The organism is Acidimicrobiia bacterium (genome assembly GCA_016650365.1).
Taxonomy (GTDB): Bacteria; Actinomycetota; Acidimicrobiia; order Spongiisociales; family JAENVV01; genus JAENVV01.
Map to the genome: position 1 here is coordinate 22,665 of JAENVV010000099.1, position 18,892 is coordinate 41,556.

The 18,892-nt window shown below is 59.9% G+C and carries 18 protein-coding genes; 9 read left to right on the forward strand and 9 right to left on the reverse strand.

Going from position 1 to position 18,892, the window contains the following annotated elements:
• Both infA and JJE47_05735 read right to left on the reverse strand, forming a co-directional pair.
• Positions 1-225, reverse strand: coding sequence for a translation initiation factor IF-1 (infA, locus tag JJE47_05730; GenBank protein ID MBK5266918.1), 225 nt, complete (start codon positions 223-225; stop codon positions 1-3).
• Positions 226-251: 26 nt separating this feature from the next.
• Positions 252-977, reverse strand: coding sequence for a hypothetical protein (locus tag JJE47_05735; GenBank protein ID MBK5266919.1), 726 nt, complete (start codon positions 975-977; stop codon positions 252-254).
• 169 nt (positions 978-1,146) lie between these two features.
• Between JJE47_05735 and JJE47_05740 the strand changes: the two genes are divergently transcribed.
• On the forward strand, positions 1,147-2,886 hold the full coding sequence (locus JJE47_05740) for a S8 family serine peptidase (protein ID MBK5266920.1): 1,740 nt from the start codon (positions 1,147-1,149) through the stop codon (positions 2,884-2,886).
• A gap of 134 nt (positions 2,887-3,020) precedes the next feature.
• Entirely contained in the window at positions 3,021-3,605 is a 585-nt protein-coding gene (locus tag JJE47_05745) for a hypothetical protein (GenBank protein MBK5266921.1), read from the forward strand.
• Between the two features lie 44 nt (positions 3,606-3,649).
• On the opposite strand, the gene JJE47_05750 is transcribed toward JJE47_05745, so the two are convergent.
• A complete protein-coding gene (locus JJE47_05750; protein ID MBK5266922.1) occupies positions 3,650-4,603 on the reverse strand; it encodes a pirin family protein in 954 nt (317 codons plus the stop codon).
• 148 nt (positions 4,604-4,751) lie between these two features.
• Between JJE47_05750 and JJE47_05755 the strand changes: the two genes are divergently transcribed.
• Positions 4,752-5,381 carry a hypothetical protein gene (locus JJE47_05755; GenBank protein ID MBK5266923.1) on the forward strand — a complete coding sequence of 210 codons (630 nt, stop codon included), beginning with the start codon at positions 4,752-4,754 and terminating at the stop codon, positions 5,379-5,381.
• Between the two features lie 24 nt (positions 5,382-5,405).
• Here JJE47_05755 and JJE47_05760 read toward each other — a convergent pair whose 3' ends face one another.
• Positions 5,406-5,792 (reverse strand): hypothetical protein, encoded by a 387-nt coding sequence (locus JJE47_05760; protein ID MBK5266924.1) that lies wholly within the window; start codon positions 5,790-5,792, stop codon positions 5,406-5,408.
• Positions 5,793-5,947: 155 nt separating this feature from the next.
• Here JJE47_05760 and JJE47_05765 point away from each other — a divergent pair, with 155 nt between their 5' ends.
• Positions 5,948-7,816 carry an ATP-binding cassette domain-containing protein gene (locus tag JJE47_05765; GenBank protein MBK5266925.1) on the forward strand — a complete coding sequence of 623 codons (1,869 nt, stop codon included), beginning with the start codon at positions 5,948-5,950 and terminating at the stop codon, positions 7,814-7,816.
• Here the strand turns inward: JJE47_05765 and JJE47_05770 are convergent.
• From JJE47_05770 to JJE47_05780, 3 genes are all read right to left on the reverse strand, one after another.
• Positions 7,793-8,185, reverse strand: a complete 393-nt coding sequence (locus JJE47_05770) for a hypothetical protein (protein ID MBK5266926.1) — start codon at positions 8,183-8,185, stop codon at positions 7,793-7,795. The two genes, JJE47_05765 and JJE47_05770, sit on opposite strands and share 24 nt — an antisense overlap.
• A 7-nt stretch (positions 8,186-8,192) precedes the next feature.
• Positions 8,193-9,626: an adenosylhomocysteinase gene (locus tag JJE47_05775; protein MBK5266927.1), complete on the reverse strand. Its 1,434-nt coding sequence runs from the start codon at positions 9,624-9,626 to the stop codon at positions 8,193-8,195.
• 75 nt (positions 9,627-9,701) lie between these two features.
• Complete coding sequence (locus JJE47_05780) at positions 9,702-10,325, reverse strand: hypothetical protein (GenBank protein ID MBK5266928.1); 624 nt, start codon at positions 10,323-10,325, stop codon at positions 9,702-9,704.
• Positions 10,326-10,436: 111 nt separating this feature from the next.
• Between JJE47_05780 and JJE47_05785 the strand changes: the two genes are divergently transcribed.
• From JJE47_05785 to JJE47_05795, 3 genes are all read left to right on the forward strand, one after another.
• On the forward strand, positions 10,437-11,120 hold the full coding sequence (locus JJE47_05785) for a response regulator transcription factor (GenBank protein ID MBK5266929.1): 684 nt from the start codon (positions 10,437-10,439) through the stop codon (positions 11,118-11,120).
• Positions 11,117-12,382 carry a HAMP domain-containing histidine kinase gene (locus JJE47_05790; protein MBK5266930.1) on the forward strand — a complete coding sequence of 422 codons (1,266 nt, stop codon included), beginning with the start codon at positions 11,117-11,119 and terminating at the stop codon, positions 12,380-12,382. The genes JJE47_05785 and JJE47_05790 overlap by 4 nt, the downstream gene beginning before the upstream one ends.
• Before the next feature lie 84 nt (positions 12,383-12,466).
• Entirely contained in the window at positions 12,467-13,180 is a 714-nt protein-coding gene (locus JJE47_05795) for a hypothetical protein (GenBank protein ID MBK5266931.1), read from the forward strand.
• Here JJE47_05795 and hrpA read toward each other — a convergent pair.
• The gene (gene hrpA, locus JJE47_05800; GenBank protein ID MBK5266932.1) at positions 13,177-16,839 is read right to left on the reverse strand and encodes an ATP-dependent RNA helicase HrpA; all 3,663 of its coding nucleotides are present in this window, start codon (positions 16,837-16,839) and stop codon (positions 13,177-13,179) included. The two genes, JJE47_05795 and hrpA, sit on opposite strands and share 4 nt — an antisense overlap.
• 82 nt (positions 16,840-16,921) lie before the next feature.
• Positions 16,922-17,611 carry a hypothetical protein gene (locus JJE47_05805; protein MBK5266933.1) on the reverse strand — a complete coding sequence of 230 codons (690 nt, stop codon included), beginning with the start codon at positions 17,609-17,611 and terminating at the stop codon, positions 16,922-16,924.
• Positions 17,612-17,902: 291 nt separating this feature from the next.
• Here JJE47_05805 and JJE47_05810 point away from each other — a divergent pair, with 291 nt between their 5' ends.
• Entirely contained in the window at positions 17,903-18,238 is a 336-nt protein-coding gene (locus JJE47_05810) for a hypothetical protein (GenBank protein ID MBK5266934.1), read from the forward strand.
• Between the two features lie 56 nt (positions 18,239-18,294).
• Positions 18,295-18,892 (forward strand): alpha/beta fold hydrolase (locus JJE47_05815; GenBank protein ID MBK5266935.1); only part of this gene is annotated, 598 nt, incomplete at its 3' end.

Genomic DNA, 18,892 nt, shown 5'->3' on the forward strand with positions numbered 1-18,892 from the left:
TTACTTGTAACGCCAGACGATCCGACCGCGGGTCGGGTCATAGGCAGACAGCTCTACGTCGACACGGTCTCCTGGCAGAATCCTGATGTAACGACCCCGACGCATTTTGCCTGCGGCCCGCGCCAAGACTTCGAGTCCACCGTCGACTTCAACCCGAAACGTCGCGTTGGGCAGTGTCTCCACGACCACACCCTGGACCCGAATTACGTCTTCTTGCTTTGCCACTCATGCTCCAGAAAATTGATTGCAACCTATATGGTAGGTGATTCGAACGGGCCGTCCGCCGGTGGGGCGTCCGGCGAGGGTTTCGACATGCGATTCCGCACAAGCACTACCCCACCTCCAAGGAGGGCCAGTAACAGAATCACGCCAATCGTCACCGGAGCCCAATCCGTCGCAACCCGTGAGGTCGCTGAAATGGTCTTGCCTGAGTCATCGATGCCGATCTCCCACACGAGGGTGCCATCTTCACGCACCACATCGGCATTGTTGTCCACGACGTCGCCTGGCATATGGACCGCAAGGACAATATCAAAGAAGTCGTCGAACGTATCCGCGGTTATGAACCCACCCAGACCTTCGGCGGCCGCGCTGAGATCGCCAATTGTGGCTGTGTAGCGATACTCGTTGCCTTCTCGAACGACGGTCACGTCGGTCGCCAGGCCGGCGGCGGTCGCATCTTGAAGGACCGTATTCAGTTCATCGATATCGGCGAAGTCTCGGACCGCTCTGGCACCGGCCAGATCGTCTACGACGAGATCCTCCACGACAAATCCCTCCGGAACTCCCCCGGCCAGTTCAAACGCGCCGGCAGCGTCCTCGAATCCCGTAAGAGTTCTCAGTTCTTCGTCGAGTAGGACATCGAGAACGATTTGGCCGGAGCCGTCGTCCTCGATCCGGGTGGTTTGATCGACCTTCACCTGACACGCTGATCCGAGGAGAGCAAGCAGAAGGAGAGGCAAAAGAGTTCGGCGCATGCCCTCAAGTTAGCCGGACGAACCCTGGTTGGGAGATTGCCAGAGGCTGACGGCCGGATGCTCGAATGATGACTAGTCATTGTGCGTTGCTCAAGGATGGTTCGCGGGAGATCGCGGAGAGTGACCGATGAGAGACCAAAGAACACTGGGACCTTCCAAAGGACAACTCGTGAGCATCACCTCAGCTTTAACGAAAGGACGAGCCATCGGGCTCGTTCTCGTTTTTGCCCTGTTCGGATCGCTGCTGGCCGCACCAGCCGCCACGCCGTCAACCGATTTGGTCAAGGTCATCATCCGGACCATGGAGGGTGCATCCGTCGCTTCCACCATTGAGGATATGGGCGGCACCATCACCGGCACCATGACAGCCATCGATTCGGTCACGGCCCAAGTACCAGCCAGCTCGATCGGTCGTCTCGAAGCCCATCCGAGCGTCATTTCGGTCACTCAGGACTCGAGCGTCGACCTCTCCGGTGGCGGTTGGGACAACGGCAAAGACGTCACGAACCTCGCCGAAGTAGCCAACGTCACCCAGGCCGGCAGCGCATGGGACAACGGAGCAACCGGTAATGGCGTCACCGTGGCACTCATCGACTCCGGCGTCACCCCCGTTGAGGGACTGGCCACGGCCGGCAAGATCATCAACGGTCCCGACCTTTCGTTCGACTCACAATACGCCGGCATGCAGTACCTCGACGCCTACGGCCATGGCACACATATGGCTGGCATTATCGCCGGTCGGGCTTCGGGCGTTGGTCAGGTTTACTCTCACCTCGCCAAAAAGAGCTTTCTCGGTGTCGCTCCTGACGCGCGAATCCTCAACGTCAAAGTCGGAGCCGCCAACGGTGCCGTCGACGTCAGCCAGGTCCTAGCCGGCATCAACTGGGTCATCGAACACCGCAATGACAACGGCATGAACGTTCGTGTCCTAAACCTGTCGTTCGGCACGAACTCTTCACAGGCCTACACCATCGACCCACTCTCCTACGCCGTTCAGGTTGCCTGGAAGAACGGCATCGTGGTAGTCGTCGCCGCTGGCAACGACTCCAACGGCTCCGCATTGCGCTCGCCAGCCACCAACCCGTACGTCATCGCGGTCGGCGCCGACGCCACCGGTGGAACCACCCGCACCAACGACGATTATGTCCCCGATTGGTCAAACTGCGGTACCTTGAGCCGCTCTGTCGACGTGGTTGCTCCCGGCAAGACGATCGCCTCGTTGCGAGTCCCGGGTTCATACGCCGACGTGAACTATCCCGGTGCCCGACTTGACAACAACCTGTTCAAAGGATCCGGCACCAGCCAAGCGGCTGCCGTTGTCTCAGGTATTGCGACTCTCGTGCTCGATGCCCACCCGGAGTACACCCCAGATCAGGTCAAGCGGGTCATCACCGGCACCTCCAAGAGCCTTTGGGGCATCCTGTCCACGTGCCAAGGATCCGGACTGGTTACCGCCTTCCAGTCTGTCACCAGCACCAGTCCTGGCACCGCCATCCAACAGGTCTGGGCACCGGCAACCGGGCTTGGCTCGCTTGAGGCGGCCCGTGGCTCCGATCACCTCGCCGACAATGGCGTGGCCCTCCAAGGCGAGATCGACATCTTCGGTCAGCCGTTCAGTTCGCCGGTGTGGGCTGGCAGCACCTGGTCCGGCAGCACCTGGTCCGGCGGCACCTGGAACGGATCCACGTGGTCGGGCAGCACCTGGTCCGGATCGACCTGGTCCGGCAGCACCTGGAGCGGCAGCACCTGGTCAGGGTCAACGTGGAGCGGCAGCACCTGGTCCGGTGCCAACTGGAACGGATCGACCTGGTCCGGCGGCACCTGGAACGGATCCACGTGGTCGGGCAGCACTTGGTCCGGTAAGAACTGGACCGGCCTCACCTGGGACCACGGAAAGCGTATCCGCTAGCCGACAAATAAAGAAGGTCAGCTGAGCCTCGCCTCGTCGGGGCTCAGTCACGTTTGAAGGAGATCAGCAGTGACTAGTCAGTTAGGTGCCGAAGAGTTTGGTTCCCAACTAACCACTCAGAGTGACGATATGACTTGCAAGAGCATTGGGGACCAGGTAAAGGCCGCACTCATCGCGACCGCCTCCCCGGTGTCAGGCTCGACAACCTGCCAGGGGGAGGCATGATCGACATCGGGGCGGCTGCCGGATGGACCGCCGAAGGTGACCCGACTCAGAACTTCGCTCCAGCAACCGGTACCGGGTCACTGGAAGCCGCCCGCGGGACGGACCACCTCGAGAATGCCGGGATCGTCCTCAATGGGGAGATGGACATCTTCGGCATGGCGTTCGACGGCTCGACCTGGTCAGACAGCACGTGGTCAGGATCAACGTGGAGCGGTGGGGTATGGAATGGCTCTACGTGGTCGACAGCACCTGGTCAGGGAGTACCTGGTCAGGGTCTACATGGTCCGGAAGCACCTGGTCGGGTTCGACGTGGTCAGGATCCACGTGGTCAGATGCCTACTGGACCGGCTCTGCCTGGTCACGCAGCACCTGGTCGGCGAGTAGATGGACTGGCAATTCCTGGACGGGTTCAAACTGGACAGGACTCACTTGGGATCACGGCAAGCGACACGCTCAGTAGAGCTCACACAACCAAGAATGGCGGGGGTCCGTAGTGGGAACCCCCGCCATTCTCCGGTTCAACGCCTCGGCAACCAGGTCAATGTTGTGCAGGAATTATCCCGAGCAGACCGGCCTCATAATCGGCATACGCCGTCACCAATTCGTCCCGGGTGTTCATAACAAACGGCCCACTCCACGCCACCGGCTCACGAATCGGCCGGCCGCCCAGAATGAGCACATCCATATCAGGGCTCCGGGTCTCCTGGATGGAGTCAGCGGTAACGACGATTGAATCGCCCGGTCCGAACAGGGCTAGCTGACCACTGACAATCGGGCGACGCTCGATACCAACCGATCCCTTTCCGCCAAGGACGTAGGCGAGACCGTTGAAGTCCGGACGCCAGGGTACCTCCAACCGGGAACCGGGATGAAGGGTGCAGTGCGCCATCGTGATCGGCGTGTGCGTCGAGCCAGGACCTCGAACGTCGCCAATTTCTCCGGCGATCAGCCTGATGATCGCTCCGCCATCTTGGGACGTCAGCAACGCGACGTCACCACCTCGAAGATCTTGATAGCGCGGAGCAATGAACTTGTCTGCGGACGGCAGATTCACCCACAACTGGAATCCGTGAAACAGACCACCCGACATGACCAAATGCTCGGGTGGTGTTTCAATGTGGAGCAGGCCCGAGCCGGCTGTCATCCACTGGGTGTCGCCGTTGGTGATGACTCCCCCACCACCGTTGGTGTCCTGGTGTTCCATGATCCCGTCGATCATGTAGGTGACCGTTTCAAACCCGCGATGCGGATGCCAGGGCGTTCCTTTCGGCTCCCCCGGCGCATATTCGACTTCGCCCATCTGGTCCAGATGGACGAACGGATCCAGGTCGACGAGGTCGACTCCTTCAAACGCACGATGTACCGGGAAACCTTCCCCTTCAAAACCGCGCGGAGCCGTCGTGACAGACCGCACCGGACGAGGTATGGATTGGACCGGCAGGGTCTGCACCCTTGGTAGGGATAGAAGGTCATCGACGTTGACGGCAGGCACGGAGGCTCCTAGGTGGTTGATTCGTACCGGTCCAACCATAGAGGCCAACCGTTGTATTCCCCCGGCACCAGGCGTCTGAACCCCGGGCAGCCTTCGAATAGCCACCTAGTCCGTCTACGATCCAACCACCCCCACCAGGAGACCAGACGTGAAGCAAGCCTATATCGCAGTTTCGGCAGCTCTCGTGTTGTCTTTGGTTTTCGGGGCCGTCCTCTTCGGGCGAGTCCGCCAGGCAGAAGCGAGGGTGGAGGAACTGAGCAACCAACTCACCGAGGTCGAATCTGGAGCTGCATTCGCACTAGCTCAGTTGAGTGTCTTCGAAGCCGCACTTGGTGACCTTGGCCCGGAGACCAGCACATCGTTGAACGATGCAATCAACGGGCTAGACGCATTTGCCACCTCGACAATCACGATGGACATCAAATTCGACGAGTCAGTCCCGATCCGCACCGAGTTCCTGCTGCAACGTGACCTGATCGTTCCCATCAAAACGAATTTTCCAATCAATCAGACCATCGATACGACGATCACGATCGATGGCCCGCTCGGAACCGCCATACCCCTGGACATTTCGGTACCGGTTGACATCGTCATCCCGGTTGATATCGAGGTTCCGATCGCGGTGAACGAAACGATACCGATCGACACCGAAGTCCCCATCTCGCTGGCCGTTCCCGTGCAGATAGACGTCGCCGGTACAGAACTGGCGGTATTCGCCGAATCACTCCGGGAAGGGCTTGAGGCGCTCCGTGACGCGCTTGCCCAACTGGGGGGCTAGCCGGGAGCCTTCCGACCGATCCGCCTAAACGAATGCCACTTCGGAGGTAGCCGCCGTCACCACAAACACCCGGTCGTTGTTACATTTCGGGTCCGCCGGAAAGACAAAGAACGCCCTCCGATCGGGTGAATAGCCGGACGTATATCCAATCATGGTCTCTCCATCTTTGAAGTCGACCTTGATTTTCTTGCCGAGACCGAACCGATCTACGTCAGCTCGGCCACGCTCATCTGGATTGCCTTCAAAGCTGTTGACAAAAAAGACCCCCTTGAGATCGTCGACCTCAACGGCCGCCACGCCAGCTTGATCGATCGGCTGCAAATGAAATCGATCCCGGGTGGGGACGAAATCTGACGAGGTTCCCTTCAGGACCGTCCCGTCCTGAAAACGAGCAACAATATGGTGTTTCATCGGTCTCTCCCATGAGCCTGCACCACCAAGCGTAGCGAAGAAAAACGCCCCGGGCTGAGAACAGGAGACCACCTCCGATGATTCCTGCGGCCGGTGATCGGCAGCAGAAACGACCCGACTTCGCCCGGTAATCCGCCAGGACCTAGCATCGCCTGATGCTTCGCAACCCACGGCGCCCTTCGACAGAGGCAGACGATCGTCCCCGGATCGATCGACAAGGCCTCCAAGAAGTGGCCAGACTCATGCGTTTCGTGCGCCCTTACCGCACGTATCTTCTGGTCGCGACGTTTGGGACGGTCGTGGCGAGCGGTCTCGGCCTCGTATTCCCACAGATCGTCGGGGATCTCGTTGATCAAGCCATCTCAAACGCGGCAGGCACCAGCCAACTCGACCGGGTTGCTCTCCTGCTCATCGGTGTTTTCGCCGCACAGGCAGCATTCAACTTTCTCCGGTCGTACTACATAACTCTGACCGGCGAGGGCGTGGTTGCCGACCTGCGACGGGCCGTGTACAGCAAGGTCATGACCCTGCCGGTCCGGTTTTTCGACAATCGAAAAACCGGGGAAATCACCTCACGGCTGACATCTGATGTGGCCGTCGTGCAGACAACCGTTTCACAATCCGTCGCCCAGACACTTGCCCAGGCTGTCACGCTCATCGGTGGCGTCGTCCTGATGATCGTCATGAGCATCTCCCTTTCACTCGCCGTTCTATCGTTCTTACCAATAGCCATCGTCGCCGCGGCCGTCTTCGGTAGACGTTTGCGCCGCATCTCGACGGATTTTCAGGATCGGGTCGCCGAAGCAAACAGCTACGCCGAAGAAGCCATCGCCGCCAATCGAGTCGTGAAGTGGTTTACCGCCGAACAGGTGGAGGCGGAGCGGTATGGGACCGCGGTCAATGAGTCGTACCTGGTGGCCAGGCGCCGAGCCAAGTTGCGAGCCATCTTCATTTCGATTGTCACCTTTGTGGCTTTTGGAACCCTGGCGGTGGTCGTCTGGCTGGGCGGCCGGCAGGTTCTGGCCGGTCAACTTACTGGTGGCGAACTGATCAGTTTCTTGCTCTATACGCTGGCGGTGGCCGGCGCCATCGGGACGTTCACCGGACTGTACAGCCAACTCCAGGAAGCCCTCGGAGCCTCGCGTCGCATCTTCGACCTGCTGGAAGAGACCAACGAAATCGCCGAACCTGACAGTCCGGTGGCCATGCCCGCGGTGCTGGGAAAGGTCACCCTCGAAGACGTCAACTTCTCGTATACGGACCGCGATGTCACGGTCCTCAGGAACATCAATCTAGTTGTCGAACCAGGTGAGAGACTTGCCATCGTCGGACCAAGCGGGGCCGGCAAGTCGACCCTGGTGCAGCTGGTCCCTCGCTTCTACGATCCGGCCTCCGGCCGGATCCTGATTGATGACGTCGATGTTCGCCAGATTGGCGTTCGAGAACTCCGCCAGCACATGGCGGCCGTCCCCCAGGAAACCCAGCTATTCAGCGGGACCATCGCCGAAAACCTCCGGATTGGGAATCCGGACGCGACCGATGAAGAGTTGATCGACGCGGCGCACGCTGCCCACGCCGACGAGTTCATTTCGGCCTTCCCGAACGGGTACCAGACAATTGTCGGTGAGCGGGGGGTAAAGCTTTCCGGTGGCCAAAGGCAGCGAGTAGCCATCGCCAGAGCCCTGTTGAAGGACCCGCGCATTCTCATCCTCGATGAGGCCACCAGCTCACTAGACAGCGAGTCAGAGGGCCTGGTCCAGGATGCCCTTGAGGCACTGATGGTCGGGCGAACGACCCTCGTCATCGCTCATCGCCTGAGCACGATCCGCGACGCCGACCGCATCATCGTGATTGACGAAGGGCGAATCGTCGAGGAAGGGACCCATGATCGGCTACTGGCTTCCCGGGGCCTGTACGCCAGCCTCTACGCGGCCCAGTTTGACGAACCAACCGGGGCCCAGTTTGACGAACCAACCGGGGCCCAGTTCGGACTCGAATCGTCAGGCGATTCTGACGACCGGTAATCCAGCAGCCGACCAGGCACGAAACCCACCTGCCAGATCCATGGGGTGGGAGAATCCGAGATCGAGGAGCGTTGCCGCCGCCCAGCTCGACGAGTAACCGTCACTGCACACAATCACCACCGGCTTATCGAGATCATTGATCTGTGGATCTGAGTACTCAGCCACCGGATCAACCCTCCACAAGAGCAACGACAGCGGCACGTGAAAGGATCCCGCGATCGTTCCCTCACGGATACGATCACCTCCGCTTCGCGTGTCAAGCACCACCGCCCCCGAGGCCATCGCGTCTTGGAGTTCTAGGGGTGACAACCTGACGATACGAGACCGTGCATCAGCCAGAAACTGATTGACATCGTATCGTCCAGGCATTTACCACCTAGTAGCGGTAGTGATCGGGTTTGTAGGGTCCCTCAACGGCAACGTCGAGGTAAGCAGCTTGAGCCTCGGTAAGGGTCGTTAGCTTGACTCCGAGGGCGTCGAGGTGGAGCCTAGCGACCTTCTCATCGAGGTGCTTGGGCAACGTTATGACGTCGATGTCCAGATCATTCCGATACAACTCAATCTGGGCAAGCACCTGGTTGGAGAAGCTGCATGACATCACAAAACTGGGATGTCCGGTGGCATTACCAAGGTTCAGAAGTCGGCCTTCCGACAACAAGATGATCGAGTGGCCATCAGGGAATGTGAGCTCATCCACCTGAGGTTTGATTGTCGTACGGACGATGCCTGGTAGGGCATACACGCCGGCGACATCGATCTCGTTGTCGAAGTGACCGATGTTGCCGACAATAGCCTGATGCTTCATTTTCTTCATGTCTTCGGCCGTGATGATGTCGCGGTTGCCGGTGGTCGTAATGAAAATGTCGCCCCGCTCAATCACGTCTTCGAGCAGCACGACCTCAAACCCTTCCATGGCGGCTTGCAGGGCACAAATGGGATCGATCTCGGTGATGACCACCCGGGCGCCTTGACCCCGCAACGACTGCGCCGATCCTTTACCGACATCACCAAATCCGCAGACCACGGCCAGCTTCCCGCCCATCATCGTATCGGTTGCCCGGTTGATGCCGTCGATGAGTGAATGGCGAACCCCATACAGGTTGTCGAACTTCGACTTGGTGACGGCATCGTTGACATTGACAGCCGGGAACAAAAGGCTGCCGGCTTCCAACATCTGATAGAGACGATGGACACCGGTGGTGGTCTCCTCCGAGACGCCCCGGATTCCTGCGGCGATCTCCGTCCAGAACTCCGGATCCTCATCCAGAATGGCCCGCAACTGGTCGAGGAAGATTCCCCATTCCTCTGAGTCGCCTTCATCAGGTTTTGGCACTTCGCCGGCTTCCTGAAACTCAAGACCTTTGTGAACCATCATCGTGGCGTCACCGCCATCATCAAGGATCAAATTGGGTCCCTTACCGTCGGCCCAGCGAAACAGCTGATAGGTAGCCCACCAATATTCCTCGAGTGACTCGCCCTTCCAGGCAAACACGGGGACCCCATTCGGGGAATCAGGAGTCCCGTCGCCGACCGCAATCGCCGCGGCCGCCTCATCCTGCGTCGAGAAGATGTTGCACGAGACCCATCGGACATCGGCTCCCAGGGCAGTCAAGGTCTCGATCAGAACCGCGGTTTGAACCGTCATGTGAAGCGAGCCGGCAATCCGGGCACCCTTGAGCGGTTGAGAATCGGCATACTCGGCACGAAGCGCCATCAGCCCGGGCATTTCGTGCTCGGCGAGTCGGATTTCATGGCGGCCCAGTTCGGCCAGGGACAGATCGGCAACCTTGAAGGCATTAACGGAAAGCATCGTGAATCCAATCGAAAAGGCGAGAGATCGCAATATTAGCCAGGCCGGACCACAACTCGTAAGCCGCCCCTCGACCTACTCTTCGACGGTGACCGCCAACTTGCCGGATACCCACTCCGCCTGAAACTTGGAGTGCGAGCCATCTTTGTTGAATTCGACCCGAACGCGGTCGGGTCCAACGTCTTTTACATCGGTCGTATAACCACTTTGTGGAACCGCTGCCTTGAAGTTCACGACCCCCGGGGCGAAGCTGATGGTGACGCTACCGCCGCTCAATTGATAGGTCTTGGTCGTCAATGCCTGGCTGACCGTGGTGCTGGTAGTCGACGAGGTAGAGGTACTCGTCGACGACGAACTCGTCGGAGAGCTGATCGCAGTGGTCGAACTGGTTCCGGTCGAGGCCCTGGTTGTGAGTGGGGTCGGTGGAGCCGATGTTGGTGCAGTGTCTCGTGTAGTCGAGCTGGGATCGGGCGCCGAATCAATGGTCCCAGGAATGTCGACGGACACCGAAGATGAAGAAGTCGACGGCAGGGACGAGCCGATACTCGTCGTCTCACTCGCGTTGGGAACGGTGCGGCGTACGGCCCCGCTCGTTTCGATGACCCCTCCCCGGACCATCGAAACGGCTCCCCACGAGAGCGCCAACGCCACAATCAAAGCGAGAATCCATCCACCGATAAGTCGAGTCCATGCGGGCATACCGGAAGTATGCCACCACCCGTCTTCAGAAACTCTCTGGCCAAGGTTAGGAATTGGTAAACCGACCCAACGATCCAGGATCGCCCCTCCCCCGCCGATAGGATGACCGGTATGCCCTCTGTTCTCCTCGTCGAAGATGACCAAGCCATCCGCCAACGCCTGAGCGAGTATCTCACGGACCGCGGGTTCAGCATCGAGACGTCGGCCACCGGTATGGACGCCGTCCATCGAGCCACGTCCTCGGCCTTCGATATCATTGTTCTGGACCTCGGGTTGCCTGACGTCGATGGGACTCAGGTCCTAAAGATGATCCGGGCCGTGAGCGACGTGCCGATCGTCGTAGCCACCGCCCGAGACGACGAAGCACAGATCGTGGCTGTCCTCGGAGCCGGGGCCGACGACTATGTCGTCAAGCCGTTCTCCGGAGCTCAGATCGACGCAAGGATCACCGCGATCCTGCGCCGCATCAACTCGGGAGCGACTGCCGGCCCGATCAAGGTTGGGGCGCTGACAATCGATACGGGGAAACGGGAGGCTTCGATGGCCGGCAGCGTGATCGATCTCACCCGCAAGGAGTTCGACTTCCTTGCCTTTCTTGCCGAACGAGTTGGCGTGGTCGTTTCCAAACGGGACCTATTGGCAGAAGTGTGGCGCCAGCCCTATGGGGGCGCCGACAAAACGATCGACGTTCATCTCAGCGTGCTTCGCCGCAAGCTCGGCGAAAGCGCTGCCGAACCGCGCTATTTGCAAACCGTCCATAGCGTTGGCATCAAGCTGGTCGATCCGACCTCGTGAGACGATGGCTGGGCCTGTCGGCGGTGGCGACCACCTCGATCGTGGTGTTGGCCTTTCTTATTCCTTTGGCTGCGATGATCAGGGATCTCGCCGCCGACCGGGCACTGGCATCGGCCGAAAGGGATGCTCAGACCGTCGCCCAGCTAGCTTCCATCTTGGACGACAGCCCCGAAGCGATCCGCACGTTAAACCTCTCACTCCCTCCCAATGTCTCGCTTGAGCTGGCCCCCGGAGAGATCATCGGTGCTGCCCTGCCATCCGGCCTTGACCTGACTGAGGCTGCAACGCTCGGCGAGGCATCACGACAACCGATTGATGGCGGCCAGGCCGTCGTGGTTCCGGTCTTGAAACAGACGGGCTCCTGGATCGTGGTGGTGACCGTTCCAACCGCCGCCCTTATGGAGAATGTCGTTACGTCGTGGGTCGTCCTAGCCGCTCTCGGGTTGGCACTCATCGCCGTCGCGGCACTCGTGGCCGATCGTTTGGGGCGATCGGTGGTTCAGCCAATCGAAGATCTCGTCAGGGCCACCGAACGGTTGGGGTCTGGAGAACTCGATGCTTCAGTAACCCCCTCAGGGCCAGCCGAGCTCGTACAGGTCGGCGCTGCCTTCAACCACCTAAGCCACCGGGTAGCTCAACTTCTCGCCGGTGAACGAGAGGCGATCGCAGACCTATCACATCGCCTCCGTACCCCTCTGACGGCTCTCAAGCTCGATGTAGAAGCGCTTGAGCCGGCAGTAGACACGTCTCGATTGCAGAACGACATCGATGAGTTAGAACGTACGGTGAGCCATCTGATCAACGAGGCAAGACGACCCATCCGCGAAGGAGGCGGGGCAACAACCGACCTCACGACTGTCGTTGGTGCCCGGGCCGAGTACTGGGGGGCCCTCGCCGAGGACCAGGGGCGCCCATGGCAGGTCGACCTGCCCCCCGTGCCCTGTCGGGTGGCCGGTCGCGACACCGACTTCACCGCCGCGATCGATGCTGTCATCGGCAACATCTTTGCCCATACTCCCGTCGGTACCCCGTACCGTCTGGCCGTCACCGAGCACGGTGGAATGGCAGTACTGGAGGTGGCCGATGACGGACCCGGCGTCGCAAATCGGGATTTGCTCGAACGAGGGCGAAGTAGCGGAGACTCCACTGGCCTGGGAATTGACATCGTGAGGAATACAGCCGAAGCCGCCGGTGGCTCGGCGGAATGGTTGTCAGGCTCCTCCGGAGGCACGACCGTCCGAATCGTGGTCCCCCAGATCTAGACGTTTTCTTAACGTTCGGATGAGGACTCGAAAACCCTGGATAGGGCATTCTGTTGCCATAGACCACCAGGAGGTAGCAAACACATGTATCGAAGAATGACTCTCATCGGAGTGCTGACCGCAGTTGCCAGCATGCTCGTTTTCGGCATCGCCAACGCGATGCCTGCCACAACCAACAATGCCAGGACCGCCATCACCTTCGCCTCGGATACATCAATGCCAGACACGTCAATGCCAGACACATCAACGGTCACGACCACCTCATCGTCAGACACGAGCGTTCTGGACGCCGCAGTGGTCGGCCCCACGACCTATATGGTTGGTGAAGCCGGAAGTGTGACGATCAATTACGACGGCTCATCGCTAAGGCTCACTTCGGCGGATGCCAATGATCCGTGGACTGCCTTTAGCGAACAGACATCGGGCCAGGAGATCGAAGTCAATTTCTCGAACGGCAACCGTGAGATTAAATTCAACGCGGAGCTCGAAGACGGCGGGATACGAATCCGGGTTCGGGATCGAATCAACGACGAAACGACGACTGTCACAACAGACACGACCATGGTCGAAAACGCCATGACCGACACGTCGACCGTCACCAGCACCACTATCGACGACGACAGTAGCGATGACATCGACAACAACCAGGACGACTCATCGATCAATGACTCCGACGACGACCACGATGATGACGACGACTCATCCAACCGGGGCTCTGACGATGACGACGACCATGACGACGATCACGACGATGATCACGACGATGATCACGGTGGTGACCACGGCAGCGACGACTAACGGAGGTCATCCAGACGGGAGCGGATTCGTTTCTCGCTAACCGGCCCATCGGTTCCGATGGACTGAGCGAACAGGCTCACCCGGAGTTCCTGAATGGACCAGGCGATATCAACGAGTTCACTCTCCCGACCCGGCCAGTGAACCCCTACTGACGCTGAGACCGCCGCCAGATCTTCTTCGAGTTCTTGGATCAGACCCATCTGGCGGCGGTCCCGTTCTGGATTACCTTCCAATCTGCTCAGCCGCACGGCGACAGCTTCGAGGTACCGGCCGATGTGGCCGATTCGTTCAACCGTCAATTCGGCTACGAACCCGGCATAAACCAGCTGATCCAGTTGGTCGGTGATGTCCTTGACGGCCTCGCCATAACGGGCCGGGGTCTGGGCGAGCTGTCTGAGGACCGAGCGATACCGTTCCAGCACGACGAGGCTCACATCGACGGTCTCGGTGAGAGCGTCATCAAGTTGGTCTTTGGCATGATCGATCAGCCCCATGAACGTCGCCTCATCGAAAGGCATCGATCCAAAGTCGAGGAGTATCGATCCGAGCGCCGACAGGAGGCAGTCGTCGCTCCAAGCCCCGACCGACCGATACGGGCTCGCCGCAATAGCCAGCTTCTCCTCGTTCGTAAGCCTGATGAGCTTGTGAGCCAGCGGCAGGCTCAGCAACATCAACCGCCTCATGCCGGCCCAGCTGGCTGCCCCTTGCTCGTCGCGACTGGCCACGAGGCGAATACCCACAGTCTCGGCTTGGTCAACGATCGCCGGATAGGCGAGGGTTCCGTCACCGAGATCGAGTTCCCTCGGCAACTCGCCGAAGTCCCACGCTGTGACACCGGATCGCTCCAGCGGATGATTACTATCGGACATACGGGCGCGGGAACGGCTTCGTAACTCTTCCTTGATCATGGCGAGATCAAATCCCCTGGCGACTTCTCGGCCTTCGTCGTCGCGGATACTGAAGGTGGTCCGGAGCCGATCTGGCAGTGCAGACAAACCCAGGTCGTCGTGCGACACGACCACCCCGGCCCTCGACTGCACCTCCGACCGGACGAAAGTAGCCAGGTCGGCGTCAGCGATCCGGGCCGCGACCACCATGACCTCGACGGTATCGGCGATGGGCGCAACCACTTTGCGCACACCCTTGGGAAGTCCCCGAACGATGGAGTCGAGCAATTCCGGCAATAGCCCAGGAACCAGAAATCCGAAAGCCCCCGCTTCGACGCGCTCAAGGGCCGTCAGCGGGATTTCAACCTGGATTCCTCCGTCCTGGAGGTATTGGATGGGAAGCGAAAGATCTCCGTAAACCCAGGTATGGGGGAAGTCCTGAGCATTCGGCGTCTCGACATCCGGATCCAGCAAATCGTTGACACTCAGGTGTAGTAGCCGGGGTCGCCGGTGACGCTCATCCTTCCACCAACGATCAAAATGTCGCACCGTCGTCACGTCGCTCGGGATGCGGCTGGCGAACCACGCGACCAGCGTTTCATCCGTGACGAGGAGGTCGGTCCGCTGGAAACGACGCTCGAGCTCAAGCGCTTCAGCCATGACCGCATGATTGTGCTCGACGAAGTCGTGGGTGGCGGCCCATTCGCCGACGATCAGGGCGTGACGAATGAACAGATCCCGTGCTTGCTCCTGATCGATCCGACCAAATTGAACTGGTCGGGTCGTCTGCAAGGGAAGGCCATACAGAGTTACGGACTCATTTGTCAGTGAGGCACCCTGGGTCGAGTCCCACCACGGATCCGAGTGGGTTCGTTTGACCAGATGACCAGCCGCCCTCTCGATTTCTTCCGGACTGATCCCGGCCACCTGACGGGCCCACATCCGGGCTGTTTCGACAAGCTGGCCCGCCATCACCCACGCCGGACCGCGCTTGAATAACGTCGACCCCGGGGAAATCGCAAATCTCACCCCGCGCGCCCCGCGGTACTCGTAGCTTTCCGGGTCCTTCGTGCCGACCTGGGATAGCAACCCGGCCAGCAGTGCTTGATGAATCTGCTCGGGACTCGCCGCAACTTTGACGCGTTTCATCCCGAGATCCTCGGTCGCCCTGGCTAGTTGGCTGTGGACATCCTGCCATTCACGAACCCGCCGGTAGTTGAGGAACTCCTCGCGACACATCTTGCGGAATTGATTGGAAGATCGGCTCCTACGCTCCGCACCGAGGTGGCGCCACAGATTCAACCAGGTCACGAAATCGGACTGCTCATCCCGAAAACGAGCATGCAATTGATCTGCCTTCGCCTCCTCACCCGTCGGCCGATCGCGCGGGTCCTGAATCGCGAGCGCCGAAACGATGATGAGGATTTCCTTGAGCGAACCGTTGCGGTCCGCCTCGACCAACATCCTTGCCAACCGAACGTCAACCGGCAGCCGGGAAAGGGTCCGCCCAACATTTGTGACCCAACGGGTCGTGCCAATGCGGTCCGGGTCAACCGCCTGCAGTTCGACGAGGAGAGCCACCCCGTCGCGTATGGTGCGGCCGTCCGGAGGGTCCAGGAAAGGGAATGTTTCGATCTCCCCGATGCCAAGCGACGCCATCTGAAGAATGACCGACGCCAGCTGGGTCCGCAAGATTTCGGGATCGGTGAATTCCGGACGGCTCTCGAAGTCATCCAGTGAGTACAGCCGGATGGCAACGCCCGGACCGAGCCGCCCACACCTTCCGGCCCGCTGGGAAGCAGACGCCTGTGAGATGGGCTCGATCGGGAGCCGTTGCACCTTGGTTCGTTTTGAAAAGCGCGACACCCGGGCAGTTCCACAATCGACGACGAATCTGATCCCCGGCACCGTGAGCGAGGTCTCGGCAACGTTGGTGGCGACAACGATCCGGCGACCGGTGTGCGCTTCGAAGACCCGATGCTGTTCGGCCGCCGACAGCCGACCGAACATTGGAACGACCTCGGTGTGAGACAGATCGAGTTCCTCAAGGGCATCCACGGCGTCGCGGATCTCTCGCTCGCCGGCACAGAACACCAGTATGTCTCCGTCCCCTTCGGCGACGAGCTCGACGACCGCGTCACAGATCCCCTCAGGTTGATCACGGACCTCGTCGCGGCCGGGGTCGTCGAGTGGCCGATATCGAACCTCAACCGGGTACATGCGACCGGATACCTCCACGACCGGAGCCCCATTGAAGTGAGCCGAGAATCGCTCGGTATCAATGGTGGCCGACGTGATGATGACCTTCAGGTCCGGTCGTTTGGGAAGCACGGTTTTGAGATAGCCGAGCAAGAAGTCGATGTTGAGGCTGCGCTCATGCGCTTCATCGATGATGATCGTGTCGTACCTGGACAGCAAGCGGTCGCGATGGGTCTCATTGAGGAGGATCCCATCGGTCATGACTTTGACCCGGGTGGCATCTCCCACCTGATCCGTAAACCGCACCGTATATCCGACGAGGTCACCGAGCTGAGAGCCGAGTTCTTCCGCCACCCGTTCAGCGATCGAACGAGCCGCTATTCGACGGGGCTGGGTGTGCCCGATGAGACCTTTTTGCCCGCGACCGAGTTCCAGGCAGAGTTTCGGAAGCTGGGTGGACTTTCCGGACCCGGGCTCCCCCGCCACCACGACGACCTGATGGTCACGGATGGCCGCCAAAAGCTCGTCGCGCCGGTTGGTGATCGGTAGATCGGGGTAGGTGATGTCGAGCATGTCTCCATGATGGTCGATGGGCAGACACAAGAGAATCCCGGGCCAGGCCCGGGATTCTCACTAGCGGGATCGCGAGACGTCGTTAGACGCCTGAACCAGCCAGAACTCGTGGCTCTACGATCTCTTTCTTGCCCTCTTCCTTGGCAACCCAGACCAGGCCGAAACCGGTCAGCATCGAAACCAACCCAACGCCGGCGAACAAGCCAGCCAGAGCGGTGGCAAGTTGTAGCGCCGATGCCGTCACGGTGCCTACGCCAAGTTCAGCGATCAAGCCGTGAGCCGTACCCGTCCATACCGCGGCACGGGCCGGTCCTTCGAGCGGGTGCTCCCGGTCGAAATCGGTCCAGTACTTGCCTTCGGTGGGAACGTCGTACGTACCAGCTTTGAAGGTCTCGCCGTTGTACTCAACATCCTCGTCCAGGACAATCGTGGTCGAGCCATGCAACGTGTGATACCCAATGGTGGCCATCTGGTACATGTACTCGCTCGGCGTATTGACGAGCGGGTCGGCTGGGTCTAGCTGCGACATGACGACCGGGTAGCCCCAGTCATCGGTGAGCAACGTCATGATGGCGTCTGCGCCTTCGGTGGCGCCCCGGTCGACTAGCTGACCCTCTTCGTTGTAGCTCAGGGTTACGTTCTGGGCCTCGGCGAATTTCTGCAAAGAGCGATTCCCGGCCATGGTCATGTTCAAAGCGACTCCCGCTCCGATCAAAAATCCTAGGCCGACGACTGCCAGCACATAACCTAACTTCTTCATGCGGCTGTTCATGGTGCGATCCTTTCCTACCGCTTGCGATCTACTGTTGAGATCTATGACTTTGTGATTTATTTCACAAGCTGAATTATGCATCATTTACAATCCCAGTACTACGCCAAAACGGCCCAGGTCGTAAGGCCAAAGGACCTATGCGTACATCCGCATATACGGCTACCCGGGCAGGAAATGCCATGGTCACCTCTCCCGGAAGTGCCTCATTGCCCTAAAGGGCCGCGGGTTTCGGCCGAACGGCGAGTCGCCGAAAGACACCGACGGCGCTCTTCGCAGGCGTACGCTATGTCCATGAAACGATGCCTTCTGATCACCGCCGTCGTCTTGGCCGCCTGTTCGAACTCACCGGCAGCCGGACCATCAGATGTCGACCGGGCTTCGTTCTGCAACCCGGTCACGGCCGCCTACGAACAAATCGACCCATCAGACATCGCCACGGTTCGGGCCGTGGTTGTTTCCATCTCCGAGAACGCATCGGTGCTTGACGAGATCAACCGGGCGACATTCGTGGCATACGGGGCCGAGCTCCAGGTCACGCTCACCGCGGGAATCTGGTCGACCGCCAAACTCGCCAACGAACTCAACACCCTCTGCGATGTCGACCTACCGATTTGGACGTCACCGTAGAGCCATGACCGATAAGCGCTCAGCTATGCCCGAGAATGGTCGATAATTTCCACAAGATGAGTATGAAAAAGACGCTGGCGATCACTGCCATACCTTCGATGCTGTTTGCCTACGGCTGGGCCCGATATCAGAAGGCGGTCGATGAACTCGACCGATATCCGCCTGCGTCGCCCGTCCTCCCCGGAACCCTGCACACGATTCCGACCACCTTCGGCACCATCTCCTACCGCACAATCACAGGAGATCCCCATAAACCACCGCTCGTATTGATTCACGGTTGGGGACGGACGGGTGACTCGGCCTGGTGGACGATCGTCTGGAAGACCGACCGGACGATGGTTCTGGTCGATCTCCCCGGTCATGGTCGCTCGCGGCTCAGAGGGCCCTTCACCCTCGACCTGGCCGCCGAGGCCATCATCCGAATCATCAAGCATGCCGAGCTGGACGATCCGGTGCTGGTCGGGCATTCGATGGGCGGGGCCATAGCCTTATTGGTCGGCCGCAAGCTCGGCAGCCAGGTCTCGCACATCGGGATCCTCGCCTCGTCGGCGTTCTGGGTGAAACCCAAGCTGACGGTCACGTTGGCCGCCGCTCCCTACGTCATGGCTCCGAACTCGCCAGTCATCATCCGACGCCAGCATCGCCAGGCAATTC

Coding starts and splice junctions, on each gene's coding strand:
- JJE47_05735 (MBK5266919.1), bottom strand. CDS start 977: ATGCGCCGAACTCTTTTGCCTCTCCTTCTGCTTGCTCTCCTCGGATCA.
- JJE47_05760 (MBK5266924.1), bottom strand. CDS start 5,792: ATGAAACACCATATTGTTGCTCGTTTTCAGGACGGGACGGTCCTGAAG.
- JJE47_05765 (MBK5266925.1), top strand. CDS start 5,948: ATGCTTCGCAACCCACGGCGCCCTTCGACAGAGGCAGACGATCGTCCC.
- JJE47_05770 (MBK5266926.1), bottom strand. CDS start 8,185: ATGCCTGGACGATACGATGTCAATCAGTTTCTGGCTGATGCACGGTCT.
- JJE47_05775 (MBK5266927.1), bottom strand. CDS start 9,626: ATGCTTTCCGTTAATGCCTTCAAGGTTGCCGATCTGTCCCTGGCCGAA.
- JJE47_05780 (MBK5266928.1), bottom strand. CDS start 10,325: ATGCCCGCATGGACTCGACTTATCGGTGGATGGATTCTCGCTTTGATT.
- JJE47_05785 (MBK5266929.1), top strand. CDS start 10,437: ATGCCCTCTGTTCTCCTCGTCGAAGATGACCAAGCCATCCGCCAACGC.
- JJE47_05795 (MBK5266931.1), top strand. CDS start 12,467: ATGTATCGAAGAATGACTCTCATCGGAGTGCTGACCGCAGTTGCCAGC.
- hrpA (MBK5266932.1), bottom strand. CDS start 16,839: ATGCTCGACATCACCTACCCCGATCTACCGATCACCAACCGGCGCGAC.
- JJE47_05805 (MBK5266933.1), bottom strand. CDS start 17,611: ATGAACAGCCGCATGAAGAAGTTAGGTTATGTGCTGGCAGTCGTCGGC.
- JJE47_05810 (MBK5266934.1), top strand. CDS start 17,903: ATGAAACGATGCCTTCTGATCACCGCCGTCGTCTTGGCCGCCTGTTCG.